This window comes from Rhodospirillales bacterium (genome assembly GCA_016699855.1).
Lineage (GTDB): Bacteria > Pseudomonadota > Alphaproteobacteria > Reyranellales > Reyranellaceae.
In genome coordinates this window covers 1032290-1052459 of record CP064988.1, presented here as the reverse complement: position 1 = coordinate 1052459, position 20170 = coordinate 1032290, and the positions used below count along the sequence as shown (strand labels likewise).

Sequence of the window (20170 nt, the reverse complement as noted above, 5' to 3'; positions counted from 1 at the left end):
CGGCGACGCGATGCGCCGCACCGTCGCGCGCCGCCTCGCGCCGCTGCTCCTCGCGGCGTCGGGAGCCGTCGCGGCGGCGCAGGCGCAGGTGCCGCAGGGTCCGCCGCAGATCGCGCCGCCGGCGTCGAGCGCGCCGGCGGCGGTCGGGCCGCGCTTCGAGCTCGAGGGCGTCCGGCTCGAGCCGCCGCCGGCGGGACCGTTGCCGCCATCGACGGCGTTGCTCGTGGTCGGCGACATCGCCAATGTCGGCGTGGCCGCGGCGAAGCCGGGCGCGCTGCGGATCGACTTCCGCGACGCCACCGGCGCCGTCGTCGCCCGACGCTGGGTGCCGCTCGCCGGCGCGGCCATCGCGCCGCGCGCGCGGACCTCGTTCCGGCACTGGATCTCCAGCCCCGTCGTGGCTACCGAGGCGCTCGAATTCGCCGTCGAGACGACGGCACCGGAGGCGCTGGCGGATCCGCCGTCCACGATCGCCGTCGTGGCTCTGGATGGCGTCCGGATCGAGCCGCGGGCCGGTACGCCACCCCGCCTGCGCGTCGCGGCCACGATCATCAACGCCGGCCTCGTGCCGGCCTGCGTGGCGGCGATCCGCGTCCTGTTCCTCGATGGCGAGGACCGGACGATCGCCGAGCGCCGATTGGAGCTCGCGGCGCCGCCGTTGGCGCCGGGTGGCAGCAGGCGCGTCGAGCGCGTCCTGGACTCGCCGCCGGCGGCCGCTAGATCCGTCCGCCTGGATGTCGAGGCGGCTCCCTAAGGCCATGGAATATCTGGCGTTATCGCCCCGGCGCGACGCCACTTCTTTGTGATCGCGACCGCTGGCCGAGCGGTCGTCAAAAATGTTACTCTTTCGTGTGGCGTGCGGATCGGATTTTGCATGCCATCGAAGCGCCATGGTTGATCGTCAGCGTCGGAGTCGGCTGGGCCGTCCATCGACTGGAAGTTGACGGCGCCGACCGAGGAGTAGGACGCGATGCCGATCGCCCCGTCGCCCCCGACACCGCCCTCCGGCGTCGCCCGGAAAGTGGCGTTGGCGCGTTGGGCGCTGGCTTGGGAAGCGGTGTGGCCGCGCATCCTGCCGGCGCTCGCCGCGATCGCCCTGTTCCTCGCCGCCGCGCATCTCGACCTGTTCTCCGGCCTTGAACCATGGACCCACACCGCGCTTCTCGTGGCGCTCGCGGCCGCGCTCGTCGGCGGCACGTGGTGGCTGTTCCGCGGCGTCGGCTGGCCCGGCCGCGAGGCCGCGCAGCGCCGGCTCGAGGTCGATAGCGGCGTCGCCCACCGGCCGCTGACGGCGCTCGACGACAGCCAGGCCGTCGGCAAGGACGACTCGTTCTCGGCGGCGCTATGGGCGGCGCACCGCCGGCGCGAGGCCGAGCGCCTCGCGGCGCTGCGCAACAAGGCGCCGCGGCCCGGCGTGGCCGCGCTCGATTCGCGCGCGCTGCGCCTCGTGCCGGCGCTGCTGCTGATCGTCGCGGTGGTGTCGGCCGGAGGCTGGCGCACCGACCGTCTGGTGACCGCCGTCAGTCCGGCGTTCCCGCCGCCGCCGCCGATCCTGGTCGAGCTCTGGGTGTCGCCGCCGGCCCATACGCGCAAGGCGCCGATCTATCTCGACGCCAAGGACGCGGGCAGGATTCTGCGCGTGCCGGCCGGCTCGAAGATCACCGGCTTCGTCGACAACGTGCCGGGCAAGGACGCGCCGGTGCTGCGCATCGACGACAAGGAGACCGCGTTCTCCGCCGTCTCGGGCGCCAAGTTCCAGGTCGAGGCGACGATCGACGCGGGCGAGACGCTCGCCGTCGTGGTGCGCGGCCGCGAGCGCGCGCGCTGGACGCTGCGCCTGCAGGGCGATCTGCCGCCGACCGTCGAGTTCCTGCGCGATCCCGCAGGCACGGAGCGCCGCGAGCTGCGCATCGACTACGTCGCCGCCGACGATTTCGGCGTCGCCTCGGTCGGCGCGCGCCTGCGGCTGCACGGCAGCGCCCTGACCGGCTTCGTGAATGATGACGAGCCGCAATGGCTGGCGCTGGACCTGCCGGCGGCCGGCGCCGGCCGCGCGCGGATCGAGGATTCGGTCCGCCAGGACCTGACGGCGCATCCGTGGGCCGGCCTTCCGGTGGTGGTCGAGCTGGTCGCGACCGACGGCGCCGGCCAGGAAGGCCGCAGCGGCACCGCGCGGGCGAATTTGCCGGAGCGCCGCTTCTCGCATCCCGTGGCGCGGCGCATCATCGCGCTGCGCAAGGGCCTGTCGCAGGACCCCAAGGGCAACCGCATGGCGGCGGCGCAGGGGCTGCTGCTGCTCAACATGAAGCCGGCCGACTACAAGGGCGACACCGTCGTCCATCTCGGACTGCGCACGGCCGCGAACCGTCTGGCGACCGACCGCAAGGCCGAGTCGATCCTCGAGACGCAGAAGCTGATGTGGGACGTGGCGCTGCGCGTCGAGGGCGTCGGCATGAGCGACGCCGAACGCGAGTTCAAGGACGCCCAGCGCGAGCTCAAGGACGCGCTCGACCGCGGCGCGCCCGATCCGGAGATCGAGCGTCTGATCCAGGAGTTGCGCGAGGCGATGGACCGCATGATGCGGGAGTTCGCCGAGCGGATGAAGGATCCGGCCGAGCGCGAGAAGGCGATGCGCGAGGCGGAGCAGATGGATCCCGACCGCCAGATGAACTCGCAGGACATGCAGAGCCAGATGGACCGGGCGCGCGAGATGGCCCGCAACGGCCAGCGCGACGAGGCCAAGCGGATGCTCGAGCAGATGCTGAAGGACATGGAGAACATGCGCCCGATGCTGTCCGACCGTCAGCAGCCGGGCCAGCAGGGGCAGCAGGGCCAGCAGAACCGCCAGATGATGAACGAGCTGGACCGCATGGCGCGCCAGCAGAACCGCCTCCTCAACGAGTCGGAACGCCAGCAGCGCGGGCAGGGCCAGCCCGGACAGCAGGGCCAGCAGCAGCCCGGGCAGCAGGGTCAGCGCGGACAGCAGGGACAGCGCGGACAGGATCCCGGCCAGCAGCCCGGCGGCGGCCAGGGCGAGGGCCAGCGCGGCCAGCAGGAGGCGCTGCGCGGCCAGCTCGGCGATTTCATGGGCCGGTTCGGCGACGGCAACGTGCCGGACTCGCTGGGCCGCGGCGAGCGCGCGATGCGCGAGGCCGAGCAGGCGCTGCGGCGCGGCGATTTCGAGGGCGCCGCCCGCGCCCAGCGGCGCGCGCTCGAGAACCTGCAGCAGGGCATGTCGGAGATGGCCGAGCGCATGCAGCGCGGTCCCGGCAACCAGCAGGATCGCGGCGAGGTCGAGGAGCGCTCGCAGGCGCAGAGCCGCGATCCGTTCGGCCGCGCCGAGGGCAACTACGGCGAGGCGATCGACACCGACGACATCAAGGTGCCGGACCGGATCGACCGCCAGCGCTCGCGCGAGATCCTCGAGGAGCTGCGCCGGCGCGCCGGCGAGCCGGAGCGTCCGAAGCCGGAGCTCGACTACATCGACCGCCTGCTGCGCCAGTTCTGAGACGGCGGCCGGCGACGGCTCTCAGCCCCCGACGACCCCGATATACGGCAGACCGCGGTGGCGGCCGGCGTGGTCGAGGCCGTAGCCGACCACGAACTCGTCGCCGATCTGGAAGCCCGTGAAATCGGCCGCGACCTCGACGCGGCGGCGCGCCGGCTTGTCCAGCAACGCGCAGATCCGCACCTCGCGCGCGCCGCGCGCCGCCAGCAGGTCGCGCGCGAAGGCCAGAGTGGTGCCGGTGTCGAGGATGTCCTCGACGATCAGCACGGCGCGGCCCGCGACGTCCTCGCGCAGGTCGCGCACCACCGACACATGGCCGCGCGAGTCCACGCCGGCGCCGTAGCTCGACAGGGTCATGAAATCGAGCGGCCAGTCGGCGCCGGCGCGCGCCAGCGCGCGCGCACCCAGGTCGGCCGCGAAGATGAAGCTGCCCGTCAGGATCGGCACGATCAGCGTGTCGTCGGGCAGCGCGGCGCGGACCTCGCCGGCCAGCGCCTCGACGCGCGCGGCGATCTCGGCGGCGGGAATGCGGACGGCGATCGCGTCGGGCGCGGGCATGGACGCGGCTGGGATCAGCCGCCGGCCTCGACCACGAGGTCGAAGCTCACGGTGCCGTTCGGCGCGTCGGAGACCTTGACCTCGAACGGCGCGCGGCCGCCCGGCGCCACGATCCCCTCGGCCAGAGCGTAGTTCTTCTCCGCGATCGGCTTGCCGGCGCCGTCCTTGAACACGAACCACAGGCGGCAGATCATCACGTCGGCGCCGCCGGTGTTGAGGATGTCGCCGCCGACCACCGTGGTCTGTCCGCCGTCGGGACCGGCCATCGCGGTCGCCTTGGCGCCGACGATCTCGATCGAGGCGTGCTGGGCGGGGGCTTTGACCACGATGCCCGGCGCCGCGCACGGGCCGCCGCCCGGCGGCGTCTTCGCGCTCTTGCCCGTCGTGGCGCCCGGCGCCTGCCCGCCCGTTGGTCCGAGTTGGTTGCGCAGCAGGTAGCCGGCGGCGCCGATCAGGGCGAGCAGGACCAGCGCGCCGATCACGATCTTGAGCCAACCCGGCGTTCCGCGCTCCTCTACCGCGACGCTCGGCAGGGACGGCGCCTCGGCCGGATTCGCCGGGCGGATGACGACGTCCGGAACCGCCTTCTCGGCGGCGTGCGGCGCTCCCGGACGTTCCGGTGCCGTCGCGCCCGCCTCGGTGTCGGCCGGCTTGGCGCTCGCCGGCCGCTCGAACCACTTGTGGCCGCATCGGAAACACTGGACCGTGCGGCCGTTGGCGCCGATCGCCGCCGGATCGACCATGTAGCGCGCCGAGCAGTTCGGGCAGGTGATTTGCATCGGGCGACGATACCAGATTTATTGCTGGCCGGAATGTAGATGACCAGAAATGGCCATACAACAACGGAGCGGGGATGGCCCGTCTGGTGCTTCTGGATCGGGACGGCACGATCAACGTCGACCGGGCCGACTCGGTCAAGACGCCGGGCGAGCTGATCCTCATCCCCGGCGCCGCCGCGGCGATCGCGCGGCTGAACGAGGCCGGCGTGCGCGTCGCCGTCGTCACGAACCAGTCCATCGTCGGGCGCGGCGTGATCGGCCAGGACATGCTCGACCGCATCCACCTCGAGATGCGCGAACGTCTGGCGCGCGAGGCCGGCGCGCGGCTCGACGCCGTGTTCGAATGCGTCGACCCGCCGGACCGCGCCGGCGAACGCCGCAAACCCAACCCCGGCATGCTGCGCGAGGCGTTACGACGGTTCGGCGCGTCGGCGGCCGAGACGCCGATGATCGGCGACGATCTGCGCGATCTCCAGGCGGCGAAGGCGGCGGGCTGTCCGCGCGTTCTGGTGCGCACCGGCAAAGGTGCCGCCACGCAGGCCGCCGGCGTGCCGGCCGATTTGCTGCCGGTCGCCGTCCACGCCGATCTCGCGGCCGCGGTCGCGGCCTATCTCGGCGGCGCCGGTGGGTGATGGCGGCGCGCCGGCCGGCGCTCTAGGATCGCGACGGCCATGAACCATCTCGGATCACTCCTCTTCAACGCCGGCTTCTACGCGTGGTCGGCGCTGCTGGCCGTCGTCGGACTGCCGGTGCTGCTGCTGCCGGCGCCGGCCGTGCGCGCCTACGCGCGCCTCTGGGTGCGGGGCACCTTGCTGCTGCTGCGCTGGACCTGCGGACTGCGGCATGTCGTGCACGGCGCGCGGCGGCTGCCGGACGGCCCGTACATCGTCGCCGCCAAGCACCAGTCGACCTGGGAGACGCTGGCGTTCAACGTCGTGTTTCCAGACGCCGCCATCGTGCTCAAGCGCGAGCTGTTCCTGATTCCCGTCGTCGGCTGGATGATGTGGCGCGCCGGAAACGTCGGCATCGACCGCAAGGCGGGGACGGCGGCGCTGCGCGCCATCCTGCGAGACGCGCGCGCCGCCGCCGACGGCGGACGGCGGATCCTCATCTTTCCCGAGGGAACGCGGACGGCGGTCGGCGCCGACCATCCCTACCAGCCCGGCGTCGCCGCGCTGTATTCGCAGCTCAAGCTGCCGGTCGTGCCGGTAGCGCTCAATTCCGGGCTGTTCTGGGGCCGCCGCACCTTCCTCAAGAAGCCGGGCTTGATCGAGGTCGAAATCCTGCCGCCGATCCCGCCAGGGCTGCGCCGGGAGGCGTTCATGGAGACCCTGCGCGAGCGGATCGAGGCCGGCTCGCGCCGCCTCGCGGCGGGTTCCGGGACACGTCGGTAGCGGGACGCGGTAGCCGGCGACGCGATGTGGGAAACGTTGGGGACGCCTCTGGAAAACGACCGTTCATCAACGAGTTGCGACTTCGCACTCTGTTGATAATTCGCGCCCTCAAAAGAACAAAACGGGAAACTTTTATTGACCACGCCGCCTCATGGGCGTACGCTTAATCTCCCTCGTAACCTAGAATACATCGAAACGAAGCGTCCGGACTCATGCCGGTCGCGCGTTTCCGCGCCATGGAGCGTTCGATGGGCGACGGCCCTCTGACCCCGGCCCCGATCGCGACCCGGATCTGGGACATGAAGTACCGCCTGCGGGCCGGTGACGGCGCCGCTGTGGACAACGATGTCGACGACACGTGGCGGCGCGTCGCGACGGCGCTGGCGACTGGCGAGCGCGACCCGGCGCTGTGGGCGGAGCGGTTCCACGGCGCGCTGCGCGACTTCCGCTTCATCCCCGCCGGCCGGATCCTGGCCGGCGCCGGCAGTGGCCGCGACGTCACGCTGTTCAACTGCTTCGTCATGGGGACGATCCCCGACGACATGGGCGGCATCTTCGAGAGCCTCAAGGAGGCCGCGCTGACCATGCAGCAGGGCGGCGGCATCGGCTACGATTTCTCGACCCTGCGGCCGCGCGGGGCGCCGGTGCGCGGGGTCGGCGCCGACGCCTCGGGCCCGCTCAGCTTCATGGACGTGTGGGACGCGATGTGCCGCACGATCATGAGCGCGGGGCCACCGCCGCGGCGCCATGATGGCGACGCTGCGCTGCGACCACCCCGACATCGAGGCGTTCGTCGACGCCAAGCGCGAGCCCGGCCGGCTGCGCAATTTCAACCTCTCGGTGCTGATGACCGACGCCTTCATGGCGGCGGTCGACGCCGACGCCGACTGGGCGCTGAGCTTCGGCGGACGGACGTTCCGCACGGTCAAGGCGCGCGCGCTGTGGGATCGGATCATGCGCGCGACCTACGACGTCGCCGAGCCGGGCGTGATCTTCATCGACCGGATCAACCGCGCCAACAACCTCGCGTACTGCGAGACCATCAGCGCCACCAATCCTTGCGGCGAGCAGCCCCTGCCGCCCTACGGCGCCTGCCTGCTGGGGTCGATCAATCTGGCGCGGCTCGTGGCGCGGCCGTTCGCGCCGGACGCCGCGCTCGACATGGCGGTGCTGGAGGAGCTCGTGCCGCTCGCGGTGCGCATGCTCGACAACGCCATCGACCTGTCGCGCTTTCCCCTGGAGTCGCAGCGCGAGGAGGCGCGCGCCAAGCGCCGCATGGGTCTCGGCGTCACCGGGCTGGCCGACGCGCTGATCATGTGCGGCGTCGCCTACGGCTCGCCCGAGGCGGTGCGGTTGACCGGGGAATGGCTGGCGGCGTTGCGGCGCCTTTCGTACCTCGCGTCGACCGACCTCGCGGCCGAGAAGGGATCGTTCCCGCTGTTCGACCGCGCGCGCTTCCTCGCCGGCGCCACGGTGCGCGGTCTCGACGAGGACGTGCGCACGGCGATCGGCCGCTACGGCATCCGCAACGCGCTCCTGAACTCGATCGCGCCCACCGGGACGATCTCGCTGGTCGCCGACAACGTCTCGTCGGGCATCGAGCCGGTGTTCGCCTTCGCGCACGCCCGCACCGTGATCCAGCCCGACGGGTCGAGGACGACGGAGACGGTCGAGGACTACGCGCTGCGCCTCTACCGCCACCTGCGCGGCGCCGACGCGGTGCCCACCGCGGCGTTCGTCGACGCGCAGGGCCTGACGCCGGAGGCCCATCTGGCGATGCAGGCGGTGGCGCAGAAGCATATCGACAGCTCGATCTCCAAGACCATCAACCTGCCGGAGACGATCTCGTTCGAGGCGTTCAGGGACGTCTACGCCGAGGCGTACCGCGCGGGCTGCAAGGGCTGCACGACCTACCGGCCGAACGCCGTGACCGGCGCGGTGCTGCAGACCGTCGCGGCGCCGTCCGCGGGATCGCCGCCCGCGCCCCCGGTCAAGCCCGCGAGCCGCGACGGTGTCGTCTACATCGCCCAGCCGCTGGAGCGGCCGCAGGAGCTGCCGGGCAGCACCTACAAGATCAAATGGCCGGGCAGCGACCACGCCATCTACATCACGCTCAACGACATCGTGCAGGACGGCCGCCGCCGGCCGTTCGAGATCTTCATCAATTCCAAGAACATGGAGCACTACGCCTGGACCGTGGCGCTGACGCGCATGGTCTCCGCCGTGTTCCGCCGGGGCGGCGACGTGTCGTTCGTGGTCGAGGAGCTGAAGGCGGTGTTCGACCCGCGCGGCGGGCAGTGGATGGACGGCCGCTACGTGCCCAGCCTGCTGGCCGCGATCGGCGCGGTGATCGAGCGCCACATGGTCGAGATCGGGTTCCTGTCGCCGGGCCAGAAGCCGCTCGCCGCCGATCCCGCCGACGCCAAGATCGCGCTGGTCGCCGGCGCCCCCGCGCGCGAGCCCGGCCCGGAAGGCGCCGCCGCGCCGCGCGGCTTCGCGCAGTGCCCGCAATGCGGCGCCGCCGCGCTGACCCACCGCGAGGGCTGCGACGTCTGCCTCAACTGCGGCCACTCGCGCTGCGCCTGACGCGGCGCGGCGGGCCGTGAAGGCGTCGGCTACGGCGCCGGTTCGCGCATCGCCGCGCGCAGGGCGGCGTTCTCCGCCTCCAGCTCGCGGATGCGGGCGGTGAGCTTGTCGACCGCCGGCGCGATCTCCGCCTCGCTGTAGCGCGCGACGATATGCTGCGGGCAGTTCACGTCCCACGCCTCGACCGTGAACAGCACCGCGCGCTCGATCCGGGCGTCGTAGCCCGGCACGGCGAGGCGGCGCATCAGGTCGGCATCGTCCTCGACGATGCGCGCGCCGCCCCACAGCTTGATGCGCTGCCGCGTCGCATGGTGGGGGATGAAGATGTGGACGCGGTCGTTCTCCGCGAGGTTGCCGACCGTGACGTACTGGCGGTTGCCGCGGAAATCGGCGAAGCCCAGCGTGCGGCCGTCGAGCGGCTTCAGGAAACCGGGCGGCCCGCCGCGGTGCTGGATGTAGGGCTGGCCGGCGGCCGTCGCGGTGGCGAGGAAGAACGTGTCGACCAATGCCAGGAACTCCGCGAGGTTCGGCGTGACGCCGGTCGCCCACGGGCGGTCGCGCTCCTGCCGCAGATGGTGCGCGCGCGATCCCAGCCGCTCCTGCGCCGCCTTGACCGACGGCGTGAACGCCACGTCGCTGGGCGGGGGCGCCGGCGCTTCATCCGTCATGGCGACCTCCGCGCGTCCGCAGCGCCGCTACTCCGCCGCCGCCCGCGCCGGCGTCAGCCACGCGTCGAGATCGGCCAGCGCGCGGCGCGTCAGCGCCAGCTTTTTCTCCTTGCCGCGGAGCGGGCGCTTCGCGCCGGGCACCGCCGGAAGATCGGGGAACAGGCCGAAATTCACGTTCATCGGCTGGAACGTGTCGGCCACCGCGCCGCCGGTGATGTGGCGCAGGATGGCGCCGAACGCCGTCGTCGGCGGTGGCGCCACGACCGGTCGCCCGAGGCGCTCGGCGGCGGCGAAGCGGCCGGCCAGCAGGCCGATGGCCGCGCTCTCGACGTAGCCCTCGCAACCGGTGATCTGGCCGGCGAAGCGCAGACGCGGATCGGCCTTTAGCCGCAGCGCGCCGTCGAGCAGGCGCGGGCTGTTGAGGAAGGTGTTGCGGTGCAGGCCGCCGAGGCGGGCGAACTCCGCCTTCTCGAGACCGGGGATCATGCGGAAGATGCGCGTCTGCTCGCCGTGGCGCAGCTTGGTCTGGAAGCCGACGATGTTGTAGAGCGTGCCCAGCGCGTTGTCCTGGCGCAGCTGCACCACCGCGAAGGCGCGCCGCCCGGTGCGGGGGTCGGTGAGCCCGACCGGCTTCATCGGTCCGTGCGCCAGCGTCTCGCGGCCGCGCTCCGCCATCACCTCGATCGGCAGGCAGCCGTCGAAGTACGGCGTGTCCTTCTCCCACTGCTTGAACTCCGTCTTCTCGCCGGTGATCAGCGCGTCGATGAAGGCGAAGTACTGGTCGCGGTCGAGCGGGCAGTTGATGTAGTCGGCGCCGGTGCCGCCGGGTCCGGGCTTGTCGTAGCGCGACTGGAACCAGGCGACGCCGAAGTCGATCGCTGTCCTTGTGGACGATCGGCGCGATGGCGTCGAAGAAGGCGAGGTTGTCGGCGCCGGTGAGCCCGAGGATGGCGCCCGCCAGCGCCGGCGAGGTCAGCGGACCGGTCGCCACGACGACGCTGTCCCATTCCGCCGGCGGCAGGCCGGCGATCTCGGCGCGGCGGATCTCGACCAGCGGCTCGGCCTCGAGCGCGGCCTGGACGGCGGCCGAGAACCCGTGCCGGTCGACCGCCAGAGCGGCGCCGGCCGGGACCTTGTGCGTGTCGGCGGCGCGCAGGATCAGCGAGCCGGCGCGCCGCATCTCCTCGTGCAGCAGCCCGACCGCGTTGTGCTCGGAATCGTCGGAGCGGAACGAGTTGGAGCAGACCAGCTCGGCCAGGGACTCCGTGAGGTGCGCCTCGGTGCCGCGCGCGGGCCGCATCTCGTGGATGACGACGGGAATGCCGGCGCGCGCCAGCTGCCAGGCGGTCTCGCTGCCCGCGAGGCCGCCGCCGACGACATGGACGGGGTTGATCAAGGCCCGCGACACGGCTTACATCCCCGTTCGGTCATGCGTGGTGGAGCGTTACGGCGCACAGATAGTCCGGCGAAGTCCGGGGCGCAACCAGTCCGGGACCCAAGCCGGCGGCCGCCTTCATGACGACGGGGAGGAAAACCAGAAATGACGTTCAAGCGCCACAACCCGAAGGGCGTCGCCCTCGCGGGCAAATATAGCCACGCGGTCGAGCTGCCGCCCGGCTGCCGGCTGCTCTACGTCTCCGGCCAGGTCGGCGTCGACTCGAAGGGCAAGATCGCGGCCGGCATCGAGAAGCAGTGCGACATGGTGTGGAAGAACATCGGCGCGATCCTGCGCAACGCCGGCATGAGCTACGCCGACATCATCAAGGTCAACGCCTACCTCACCGACGGGCGTTTCATCGGTACCTACCGCTCGATGCGCGACAAGTACGTCCACGATCCGTATCCGGCCTCGACCCTGGTGCTGGTCAGCGGACTGGCCGCGCCGGAGATGCTTGTCGAGGTCGAGATCGTCGCGGCCAAGGCCTAGGCGGCGCCGAGCGCCTCGCGCCGGCGGTCCAGGAAGCGGCGCGCCGGCGCGGACGCGGCCAGCCTCGACGCCTCGGCGAAGGCGTCCGCCGCCTCGGCGTCCCGGCCGAGCCGGCGCAGTAGTTCGCCGCGCGTCGCCGGCAGCAGGAAGTACCCGGTCAGTGCCGGCTCGCGCACCAGCGCCTCGACCTCGGCCAGTCCGGCCGCGGGGCCGTCGGCCATGGCCAGCGCCACGGCGCGGTTCAGGCGGTGCACCGGCGACGGCGCGACCGCGATCAGGGCGTCGTAGTAGGCGAGGATCGACCGCCAATCGGTCGCCGCGAAGGTGGCGGCGCGCGCGTGCTCGGCGGCGATGCCCGCCAGCAGGTGGAACTCCGATAGCCGGGCGCCGGCCGCCGCGCGTTCCAGCCGGGCGAACCCCTCGGCGATGGCGGCGTGGTCCCAGCGCGCGCGGTCCTGCTCGGCCAGCAGCACGATCTCGCCGGCGCCGTCGGCGCGGGTCGGCAGCCGCGCGGCGTGGAACAGCAGCAGCGCCGCCAGCGCCTGCGTCTCCGGCCTGCCGGCGACGGGATGGCCGGCCAGCAGCCGCGCCAGCCGCACCGCCTCGCCGCACAGGTCGGCGCGCACCAGCGCCTCGCCGCCGCTGGCGCCGTGGCCCTCGTTGAACGCGAGATAGAGCGCGTCGAGGACCGGTGCGAGGCGCGCCGGCAGCTCGGCCGCGGACGGCATGTCGAGCGCCAGCCCGCGCTCGTGGACGCGCCGCCGCGCGCGCACCAGCCATTGCGCCACCGTCGCCTCCTCGCGCAGCAGCCCGGCGGCGATCTCGCGGGTCGACAGGCCGCAGCCCGTGCGCAGCAGTAGCGCCAACCGCATCTCGGCCGACAGCGCCGGATGGGCGCACATGAAAAGCAGGCGCAGCTCGTCGTCGGCGAGTTCATCCGCGAATCGCGCCTCCGGCGCCGCCGGCGCGCGCGCCGACAGCTCCCGCTCGATGGAGTCCGCGTGGCGCCGGAGGATCGCGTCGCGCCGCGCCGCGTCGACCGCCAGGCGCCGCGCCACCGTGTAGAGCCACGCCGCCGGGTCGTCGGGCGCGCCGCGGAACGGCCATGTCCGCAGCGCTTGCAGGAGCGCCTGCTGCGTGACGTCCTCCGCGACGTCGAGATGGCGGGGACCCAGGGCCCGGGCCAGCGTCGCGACGATGCGGGCGGATTCACGGCGGAACAGGCGGTCGACCAGCGCGCCGATGGCCTCCGGCGCCGGTCCCGCCACGCTCACATCTCCTGGATCTGCCGGACCTCGATCGTGCCCGTCGCGCCGGGCCGGATATGCGGGCACTCCCGCGCGATCTCGACCGCGGCGGCGTAGTCGGCGGCCTCGACGACGAAGTACCCGCCGATCAGCTCCTTGCTCTCGGCGTAGGGGCCGTCCTTGACCGCGACCCGCGTGCCGGCGTGGCGCAGCACCTTGCCGGGGTCGTCGCGCAGTTTGTCGCTACCGGCGAGCTGGCCGCGCTCGCGCAGCCCCTGCGCCCAGGCGCGGTATTTTCCGATGATCGCCTGCATCTCGGCCGGCGACAGCGCGGTGAAGGCCTTGGGATCGTCGCGCAGCAGCAGCATGAACTTCGCCATGTCCGGTCTCCCTCGGTGGTGGTCATCCTAGAGACGCGCGACGCCGGAGGGAATCGACAGCGGATCGAACCGACGGCTCAGCACATCGCCTGGCTGACCAGCGCGTAGCGGCGGGCCGGACCCGTCGGCGACGGCGCGTCGCCGCGCACCATGAACGGCGATTCGCCGCCGCGCGGGAATCCGAGTCCGACGAGCCATGCCGCCAGCGCGGGATGGTCGGCGGGCACGTCGATCCGCAGCGTCCGGCCGGCATGGCGCGCCAGAAACCACGCGATCAGAAGGCGCGCCTGGCCCTCGTCGCGGGCGATCACCGGGCCGACCTGGCGACCCTTGCCGAACAGGCGGCAGATCGCGAAGGCGATGGGGACGCCGTCCTCGCGCACCACCGCGATCTCGCCGTCCCGCGCCAGCGCCGACACCAGCGCCTCGCGCGGATAGCCCTGCGCGGCGGCGTCGAGGGCGACCAACGCGGGAGTGTCGTGGGCGCCGCCGGCCTCGACGCCATCGGCCGGCGCGGTCGCCGCGGCGACGCCGACATGCGCGGCGTTGGCGCCGATGACGCGGAAACCCAGCGACTCGTAGAGCCGGCGGCCGGCGGCGGTCGACACCAGGATCAGCGACCGGCCGCCGGCGTCGGCGACCGCCCGGTCCATCAGCGCGCGGCCGACGCCGCCGCGATGGACCGCGGGATCGACCGCCACCATGCCGATCGTCGCGAAGGCGGAGCCGTACGGGAACCACATCAGCGCGCCCCGGGGCGTACCGTCGTCGTCGAACGCGCCCAGCCCACGGCCGACCGCGAGCGCGGACACCCAGTCCTCGAGCCGGTGCGTCCAGCCGACCGCCGTCGTCAACGCGTGCGCGGCGCCGGCGTGGGTCGGATCGAGGTCGCCGATGCGGAGGGCCATGGACGCCGCCCGGTCGTCACGCGCGCTTGCGGGCCGGCGTCGACGCGGGCGGCGCGGTCCGGCGCAGATGCGGCGCAAGGTACTGGCCGGTGAAACTCTCGGCGACCCCGGCGACGTCCTCCGGCGTGCCCTCGGCCACGACACGACCGCCGCCGGCGCCGCCGTCGGGGCCGAGGTCGACGATCCAGTCGGCGGTCTTGATGACCTCGAGGTTGTGCTCGATCACCAGCACGGTGTTGCCGGTCTCGACCAGACGGTGCAGCACCTCCAGCAGCTTGCGCACGTCGTCGAAATGCAGGCCGGTGGTCGGCTCGTCGAGGATGTAGAGGGTGCGGCCGGTGGCGCGGCGCGACAGCTCCTTCGACAGCTTCACGCGCTGCGCCTCGCCGCCCGACAGCGTCGTCGCCTGCTGGCCGATATGGATGTAGCCGAGGCCGACCTGCTGCAGCGTCAGCAGCTTGTCGCGGATCACCGGAACGGCCTTGAAGAACTCGCAGCCCTCGTCGACCGTCATCTCGAGGACCTCGGCGACCGACTTGCCCTTGAACAGCACCTCGAGCGTCTCGCGGTTGTAGCGGCGGCCCTTGCAGACGTCGCACTGGACGTAGACGTCGGGCAGGAAGTGCATCTCGATCTTGATGATGCCGTCGCCCTGGCACGCCTCGCAGCGGCCGCCCTTGACGTTGAACGAGAAGCGCCCCGGCTTGTAGCCGCGCGCCGTCGACTCCGGCAGCTGCGCGAACCAGTCGCGGATCGGCCCGAAGGCGCCGGTGTAGGTCGCGGGGTTGCTGCGCGGCGTCCGTCCGATCGGCGACTGGTCGATGTCGATCACCTTGTCGAGGTGCTCGACGCCGTCGAGGCGCTCGTGCGCCGCCGCCGTCTCGCGCGCGCCGTTCAGCCGCTTGGCCAGCGCCTTGTACAGCGTCTCGACGATCAGGGTGGACTTGCCGCTGCCCGACACGCCGGTGACGCAGATGAAGGTACCCAGCGGGAAACGCGCCGTGACGCCCTGGAGGTTGTTGGCGGACGCGCCCCGGATCGTCAGCGTGCGCTTGGGATCGCCCCGGCGGCGCTGGCGCGGCACCTCGATCTGGCGGAACCCCGACAGGTACTGGCCGGTCAGGCTCTCGGGGTTGCGCATGACCTCGGCGGGCGTGCCCTCGGCGACGATGCGGCCGCCATGGGCGCCGGCGGCCGGTCCCATATCGACGAGATGGTCGGCGGCGCGGATCGCGTCCTCGTCGTGCTCGACCACGATCACCGTGTTGCCGAGATCGCGCAGCCGCGTCAGCGTCTTCAGCAGCCGGTCGTTGTCGCGCTGGTGCAGGCCGATGGACGGCTCGTCCAGCACGTAGAGCACGCCGGTCAGGCCGGAGCCGATCTGCGACGCCAGCCGGATGCGCTGGCTCTCGCCGCCCGACAGCGTGCCGGAGGCGCGGTTGAGGTTGAGATAGGACAGGCCGACGTTGTTGAGGAAGCCGAGCCGCTCGTTGATCTCCTTGAGGATGCGGGCGGCGATCTCGCGCTGCTTCGAGGTCAGCTTCTCCGGCAGGCCGGCGAACCATTCGACCGCGTCGCCGATGCCGAAGCGGGTCACCTGGCTGACGTTGAGGCCGCCGATCTTGACCGCCAGCGCCTCCGGTCGCAGACGGTCGCCGCCGCAGGTCTCGCAGGGCTGCTCGTTCTGGAAGCGCTGCAGCTCCTCGCGCACCCACGACGAGTCGGTCTCCTTCCAGCGGCGGCTCATGTTCGGGATCACGCCCTCGAACGGCTTGGTCGTCTGGTACTGGCGGATGCCGTCGTCGTAGCGCATGACCACGGCCTCGGCGCCGCTGCCGTGCAGGATCGCCTGCCGCGCCTTGGCCGGCAGCTCGCGCCACGCCGTCGTCATCTTGAACTTGTAGTGCTTGGCGAGGCTCTCCAGCGTCTGCGCGTAGTACTGCGACGACGAATCCGCCCATGGCGCGACCGCGCCCTCCGACAGCGACAGCCGGTCGTCCGGCACGACGAGGTCGGGATCGAAGAACATCTTCACGCCCAGTCCGTCGCAGGCCGGGCAGGCGCCCTGCGGCGCGTTGAACGAGAACAGCCGCGGCTCGATCTCCTCGATCGTGAAGCCGGAGACCGGGCAGGCGAATTTTGCGGAGAACACCGTGCGCTCGCCCGTGTCGGCGTTCTCGGCGACGGCGAGGCCCTCGGCCAGCTCCAGCGCGGTCTCCAGCGAATCGGCGATGCGGTTGCCGAGGTCGGGCTTCACGACGATGCGGTCGACCACGACGTCGACGTCGTGCTTGAGCTTCTTGTCGAGCGCCGGCGCGGCGTCGATCTCGTGGAACCTGCCGTCGATCTTGACGCGCTGGAAGCCGCGCTTGCGCCACTCCAGGAGCTCCTTGCGGTACTCCCCCTTGCGGCCGCGCACGACCGGCGCCGTCAGGTAGAGCCGCGTGCCCTCGGGCAGAGTCTTGATGCGGTCGACCATCTGCGAGACGGTCTGGCTCTCGATCGGCAGGCCGGTGGCCGGCGAGTAGGGCACGCCGACCCGGGCGTAGAGCAGGCGCAGGTAGTCGTAGATCTCGGTGACGGTGCCGACGGTCGAGCGCGGGTTGCGCGACGTCGTCTTCTGCTCGATCGAGATCGCCGGCGACAGGCCCTCGATCGAGTCGACGTCGGGCTTCTGCATCAGCTCGAGGAACTGCCGCGCGTAGGCCGACAGGCTCTCGACGTAGCGCCGCTGGCCCTCGGCGTAGATCGTGTCGAAGGCCAGCGACGACTTGCCGGATCCCGACAGGCCGGTGATCACGATCAGCTTGTCGCGCGGCAGGTCGACATCGACGCCCTTGAGGTTGTGCTCCCGCGCGCCACGCACGGAGATGAAGCGGTGCGGCTCGGCGGCGCTGCGGAAAGCCGGCGGTTGTTTGCTCATCGGGACGCGGGCGGCCTGGGGCGGAGGACGGGGACGCGCATTATCCGCGCGCCGGCCGTTCGCGCCATGTTCTTGTCGCGGAAGCTATCCACAGACGGTTACGTCGCGGGTCGGATGTGCTTGCGGTACCAGGCGCCGAGCGTTTCCTCGTCGATCCGGCCGGCCGCCAGTTCCGTGAACGCGAGCACGGCGTCGACCTCGGTCGCGTCGAGATCGTGGGCATTGTGGGCTAGGAACGCGTACGCCGCGACGAACGCCGTGCGCTTGTTGCCATCCACGAAGGGGTGGTTGCGCGTGACGCCGAACGCGTAGGCGGCGGCCAGCGCCGCCGCGTCCGGATCGCCGTACGTGGCGAGAGGCATCGGCTTGGCGAGGGCGGATTCGAGCAGGCCCGCGTCGCGCAGGCCGGTCCCGCCACCGTGATCGGCGATCTGTTCATCGTGCATCGCGAGGACGCTCTCGAGCGTGAGCCAACGCCAGATCCGGACGATTCCGGTCATTTCGCCAGTTCGCGCAGGGCGTTGCGGTACTTGCGCATGCCCTTCCGCGCGGATTCCATGATCGCCTCGAATTCGGGATCGTAGGCGCTGAGTTCTACGCCCTTCGAGGTCTCCACCACGCTCAGCGTGTCCCCCTTGCCGACCTTCAGGTGGTTCAAAACCTCACGCGGCAGCACGATTCCGATCGAGCTGCCGACTGTCGTGACCTTGACCTTGAGCATGGCGACACTCCTCACATTATAATGTCGATTATAATGCAGGATCGTCCACTTTGGAAGTTGGTGAAACAGGCCTGTCCTGCCGCTCTTGGACGCGGAAGGTCACTCCGCCGGCTGGGCCGCCATGCGCGGGGTCGGTTTGTCGTTCATCAGCAGCTGCATGGTGCCGGCGAGCAGGCCGATCAGGACGCCGATTTTCCACGCCATGTCGTAGGAGCCCAGCGCGGTGAAGATGTAGCCGCCGCCCCAGGCGCCGAGGAACGAGCCGGTCTGGTGGCTGAGGAAGGCGATGCCCGTCAGCGTCGACAGATACCGCAGGCCGAAGATGTCGACGACCAGGCCGTTCACCAGCGGGATGACGCCCAGCCACAGCACGCCCATGGTGATCGCGAAGATCACGACGGTGACCGGCGTCGGCGGGAACAGGAAGAACGCGCCCAGGGTCAGCGAGCGCAGGATGTAGAGCGTGCCCAGCAGGTAGCGCTTGGGAAGGCGGTCGCCGAGGTAGCCGCAGCCCCACGAACTGACGATGTTGAAGCCGCCGATCAGCATCAGCGCCGTGGCGCCGTAGGACCGGTCCATGCCGCAGGCCTCGAGGTAGGTCGGCAGATGCGTGGTCAGGAACACGAGCTGCAGGCCGCAGACGAAATAGGCCGCGGCCATCACCACGTAGCCGGAGTGCCGGCGGGCCTCGTTCAAGGCGCCACCGAGCGTCAGCGCCTTGTCCTGCGGCAAGCCGGTCGGCAGGCGGTCGGCGCGGCCGCCCATCCACGCCGCCGGCAGCATCGCCAGCGCCAGAATCGCGAACGCCCACAGTCCTGCGCGCCAGCCGTCGACATCGATGATGTAGGCCGCCAGCGGCGCGGTGACGAGGCTGCCCACCGAGCCGGCGGCCGAGACGATGCCGAACGCCAAGGTGCGGCGGCCCGGCGCCACGACCCGGGCGGCGATGTTGGCGGTCACGCCGGAGGAGGTGCAAGACAGCGCCGCGCCGATCAGCACGCCGGACCCGACCACGATCATGCCGGAACCCTGCGCCATCGCCGTCAGCGCCAGGCCGGCGATGAACATCAGGCAGCCCGTCAACGCCACCCAGCGCGTGCCGTACTTGTCGGTCAGCACGCCGGCGATCGGCTGGGTCAGGCCCCACGCCACCTGCTGGACGGATATCGCCAGCGCGAAATCGGCGATGGCGATGCCGAGGTCCTTCGAGGCCGGCGTCTGGAACAGGCCCAGATTCTGACGCATGCCCATGGCCAGCGTCATCATCAGCGCGGCGCCGCCAAGCATGACGTAGGCCTCGGCGCGGGTCGCCAGCGGCGAGTGGAACGGTGCGCGGTCGGAAGCGGCCATCGGATCCTGCGAATGAGAGCGGGTCGCGTCGATCGGAGATTAAGGGCCGCCGTCGGGCCGCGTCACCCCGTCCGATCGCGCGGCAGCCGTGCGCATTTTGTGTGCGATGTCGCCGTCGCGGAAGTCTGCCGGCGCCACCCGTTCCGCGGCGCGCCCGGATCGCGGACGACGGAAATCGTGCCGGTCCAGGGGCTTGGCCGGCTCCGCGCCGCACCGGCGGCCGCAACCGGAAATCGGTGGTTGCCCACAGGGCGTCCGGCGTAGGGTGCGCGCCGTGCGGTAGGAGCGGCGCGGCGTCGCTCCGGGAATGCGGAGGCGGTGATGGCCGGCAGCGTCAACAAGGTGATTCTCATCGGCAATCTCGGGCGCGACCCCGAGATCAAGACGATGCAGAGCGGCGGCATGATCGTGAACATGTCGGTGGCCACGTCGGAGAACTGGCGCGACAAGGCGAGCGGCGAGCGCAAGGAGCGCACGGAGTGGCACCGCGTCGTGATCTTCAACGACAAGATCGGCGAGGTCGCTCAGAAATTCCTGCGCAAGGGCTCGAAGGTCTACCTCGAGGGCCAGCTCGCGACCCGCAAATGGACCGACAAGGAAGGCCAGGAGCGCTACACGACCGAGGTCGTCATTCCGCGCTTCGGCGGCCAGCTCACCATGCTCGACGGCCGCGCCGAGGGCGCTGGCGCGGGTGGCGGCGGCGACGAGTACGGTGGCGCGTCCGGCGGCGGCGGATCGTCGTCGGGCGGCGGGCGCCCCGCGCCGGCGCGGGGCGGCGGCAAGGGCGGCGACCTCGACGACGATATCCCGTTCTAGGACGCCTTCGCGGCGCCGGCGGACGCACCCGCGAACACCATCAGCGCGGCGGCCACGGCGAGGCCGGCGAGCGCTGCCGCGTCGGCGACGGCGATCTTGCGCAACGCCGGCGCCGCCGCGCCGGCGTAGAGGCCGAGAAACACGAGCTTGCTGGCCACGGCGGCGACCATCGCCGGCCACCGCGCCGACGGCTCGGCGGCGGCGTAGAGCAACGCCAGTCCGACCAGCGCCAGCAGCGCGGCGCGATGGCGCATGACGACCGACAGCGCGTCGTCGGCGAGGTCGATGCCGTAGAGGTCGGCGGCGCGCCCCGGCGCGAAAAGCACCACGCCCGGCAGCACGTTCAGCCCGCCGATCGCGATGAGCAGCGCGACGACGACGATGTTGGCGGTTCCCGACATGCGC

Annotated in this window: 17 protein-coding genes and 2 pseudogenes; 7 read left to right on the top strand and 12 right to left on the bottom strand. The window is 71.7% G+C overall.

Translation table 11 applies throughout. The features are described 5' to 3' along the window. Positions 1–10 precede the first annotated feature (10 nt). Both IPK81_04965 and IPK81_04960 read left to right on the top strand, forming a co-directional pair. The gene (locus tag IPK81_04965) at positions 11–754 is read left to right on the top strand and encodes a hypothetical protein (protein ID QQS13589.1); all 744 of its coding nucleotides are present in this window, start codon (positions 11–13) and stop codon (positions 752–754) included. Between the two features lie 216 nt (positions 755–970). Next, on the top strand, positions 971–3508 hold the full coding sequence (locus IPK81_04960; protein QQS13588.1) for a TIGR02302 family protein: 2538 nt from the start codon (positions 971–973) through the stop codon (positions 3506–3508). 21 nt (positions 3509–3529) lie between these two features. On the opposite strand, the gene hpt is transcribed toward IPK81_04960, so the two are convergent. Then, on the bottom strand, positions 3530–4066 hold the full coding sequence (gene hpt, locus IPK81_04955) for a hypoxanthine phosphoribosyltransferase (GenBank protein QQS13587.1): 537 nt from the start codon (positions 4064–4066) through the stop codon (positions 3530–3532). Between the two features lie 14 nt (positions 4067–4080). Next, positions 4081–4845: a zinc-ribbon domain-containing protein gene (locus IPK81_04950; GenBank protein ID QQS13586.1), complete on the bottom strand. Its 765-nt coding sequence runs from the start codon at positions 4843–4845 to the stop codon at positions 4081–4083. A 74-nt stretch (positions 4846–4919) separates the two neighbouring features. Here IPK81_04950 and IPK81_04945 point away from each other — a divergent pair, with 74 nt between their 5' ends. From IPK81_04945 to IPK81_04935, 3 genes and pseudogenes are all read left to right on the top strand, one after another. Then, entirely contained in the window at positions 4920–5477 is a 558-nt protein-coding gene (locus IPK81_04945; GenBank protein ID QQS13585.1) for an HAD-IIIA family hydrolase, read from the top strand. Between the two features lie 39 nt (positions 5478–5516). Continuing rightward, entirely contained in the window at positions 5517–6239 is a 723-nt protein-coding gene (locus tag IPK81_04940; protein QQS13584.1) for a 1-acyl-sn-glycerol-3-phosphate acyltransferase, read from the top strand. A gap of 248 nt (positions 6240–6487) precedes the next feature. Then, positions 6488–8825, top strand: a pseudogene (locus IPK81_04935) (adenosylcobalamin-dependent ribonucleoside-diphosphate reductase). 29 nt (positions 8826–8854) lie between these two features. Here the strand turns inward: IPK81_04935 and IPK81_04930 are convergent. Together IPK81_04930 and trmFO are read right to left on the bottom strand one after the other, a co-directional pair. Further along, positions 8855–9493 carry a pyridoxamine 5'-phosphate oxidase family protein gene (locus tag IPK81_04930; protein QQS13583.1) on the bottom strand — a complete coding sequence of 213 codons (639 nt, stop codon included), beginning with the start codon at positions 9491–9493 and terminating at the stop codon, positions 8855–8857. 27 nt (positions 9494–9520) lie between these two features. Continuing rightward, positions 9521–10793: pseudogene (gene trmFO / locus IPK81_04925) on the bottom strand (methylenetetrahydrofolate--tRNA-(uracil(54)-C(5))-methyltransferase (FADH(2)-oxidizing) TrmFO). A gap of 240 nt (positions 10794–11033) precedes the next feature. Here trmFO and IPK81_04920 point away from each other — a divergent pair. Next, on the top strand, positions 11034–11420 hold the full coding sequence (locus IPK81_04920) for a RidA family protein (protein QQS13582.1): 387 nt from the start codon (positions 11034–11036) through the stop codon (positions 11418–11420). On the opposite strand, the gene IPK81_04915 is transcribed toward IPK81_04920, so the two are convergent. The 7 genes from IPK81_04915 to IPK81_04885 form a co-directional block, all read right to left on the bottom strand. Then, positions 11417–12664: a sigma-70 family RNA polymerase sigma factor gene (locus IPK81_04915; protein QQS14958.1), complete on the bottom strand. Its 1248-nt coding sequence runs from the start codon at positions 12662–12664 to the stop codon at positions 11417–11419. The genes IPK81_04920 and IPK81_04915 overlap by 4 nt on opposite strands. A 26-nt stretch (positions 12665–12690) precedes the next feature. Beyond that, positions 12691–13047: a transcription initiation protein gene (locus IPK81_04910; GenBank protein QQS13581.1), complete on the bottom strand. Its 357-nt coding sequence runs from the start codon at positions 13045–13047 to the stop codon at positions 12691–12693. 77 nt (positions 13048–13124) lie between these two features. After that, positions 13125–13955, bottom strand: a complete 831-nt coding sequence (locus IPK81_04905) for a GNAT family N-acetyltransferase (protein QQS13580.1) — start codon at positions 13953–13955, stop codon at positions 13125–13127. A gap of 16 nt (positions 13956–13971) precedes the next feature. Continuing rightward, positions 13972–16878, bottom strand: a complete 2907-nt coding sequence (uvrA, locus tag IPK81_04900; GenBank protein QQS13579.1) for an excinuclease ABC subunit UvrA — start codon at positions 16876–16878, stop codon at positions 13972–13974. Positions 16879–16976: 98 nt separating this feature from the next. Continuing rightward, complete coding sequence (locus tag IPK81_04895) at positions 16977–17378, bottom strand: type II toxin-antitoxin system death-on-curing family toxin (GenBank protein ID QQS13578.1); 402 nt, start codon at positions 17376–17378, stop codon at positions 16977–16979. Continuing rightward, positions 17375–17599, bottom strand: a complete 225-nt coding sequence (locus tag IPK81_04890; protein QQS13577.1) for an AbrB/MazE/SpoVT family DNA-binding domain-containing protein — start codon at positions 17597–17599, stop codon at positions 17375–17377. The genes IPK81_04895 and IPK81_04890 overlap by 4 nt, the downstream gene beginning before the upstream one ends. 99 nt (positions 17600–17698) lie before the next feature. Beyond that, positions 17699–18865, bottom strand: coding sequence for an MFS transporter (locus IPK81_04885; GenBank protein ID QQS14957.1), 1167 nt, complete (start codon positions 18863–18865; stop codon positions 17699–17701). A gap of 402 nt (positions 18866–19267) precedes the next feature. Here IPK81_04885 and ssb point away from each other — a divergent pair, with 402 nt between their 5' ends. Then, complete coding sequence (gene ssb, locus IPK81_04880) at positions 19268–19765, top strand: single-stranded DNA-binding protein (GenBank protein ID QQS13576.1); 498 nt, start codon at positions 19268–19270, stop codon at positions 19763–19765. On the opposite strand, the gene IPK81_04875 is transcribed toward ssb, so the two are convergent. Continuing rightward, complete coding sequence (locus tag IPK81_04875; GenBank protein ID QQS13575.1) at positions 19762–20166, bottom strand: hypothetical protein; 405 nt, start codon at positions 20164–20166, stop codon at positions 19762–19764. The genes ssb and IPK81_04875 overlap by 4 nt on opposite strands. Between the last annotated feature and the right edge of the window lie 4 nt (positions 20167–20170).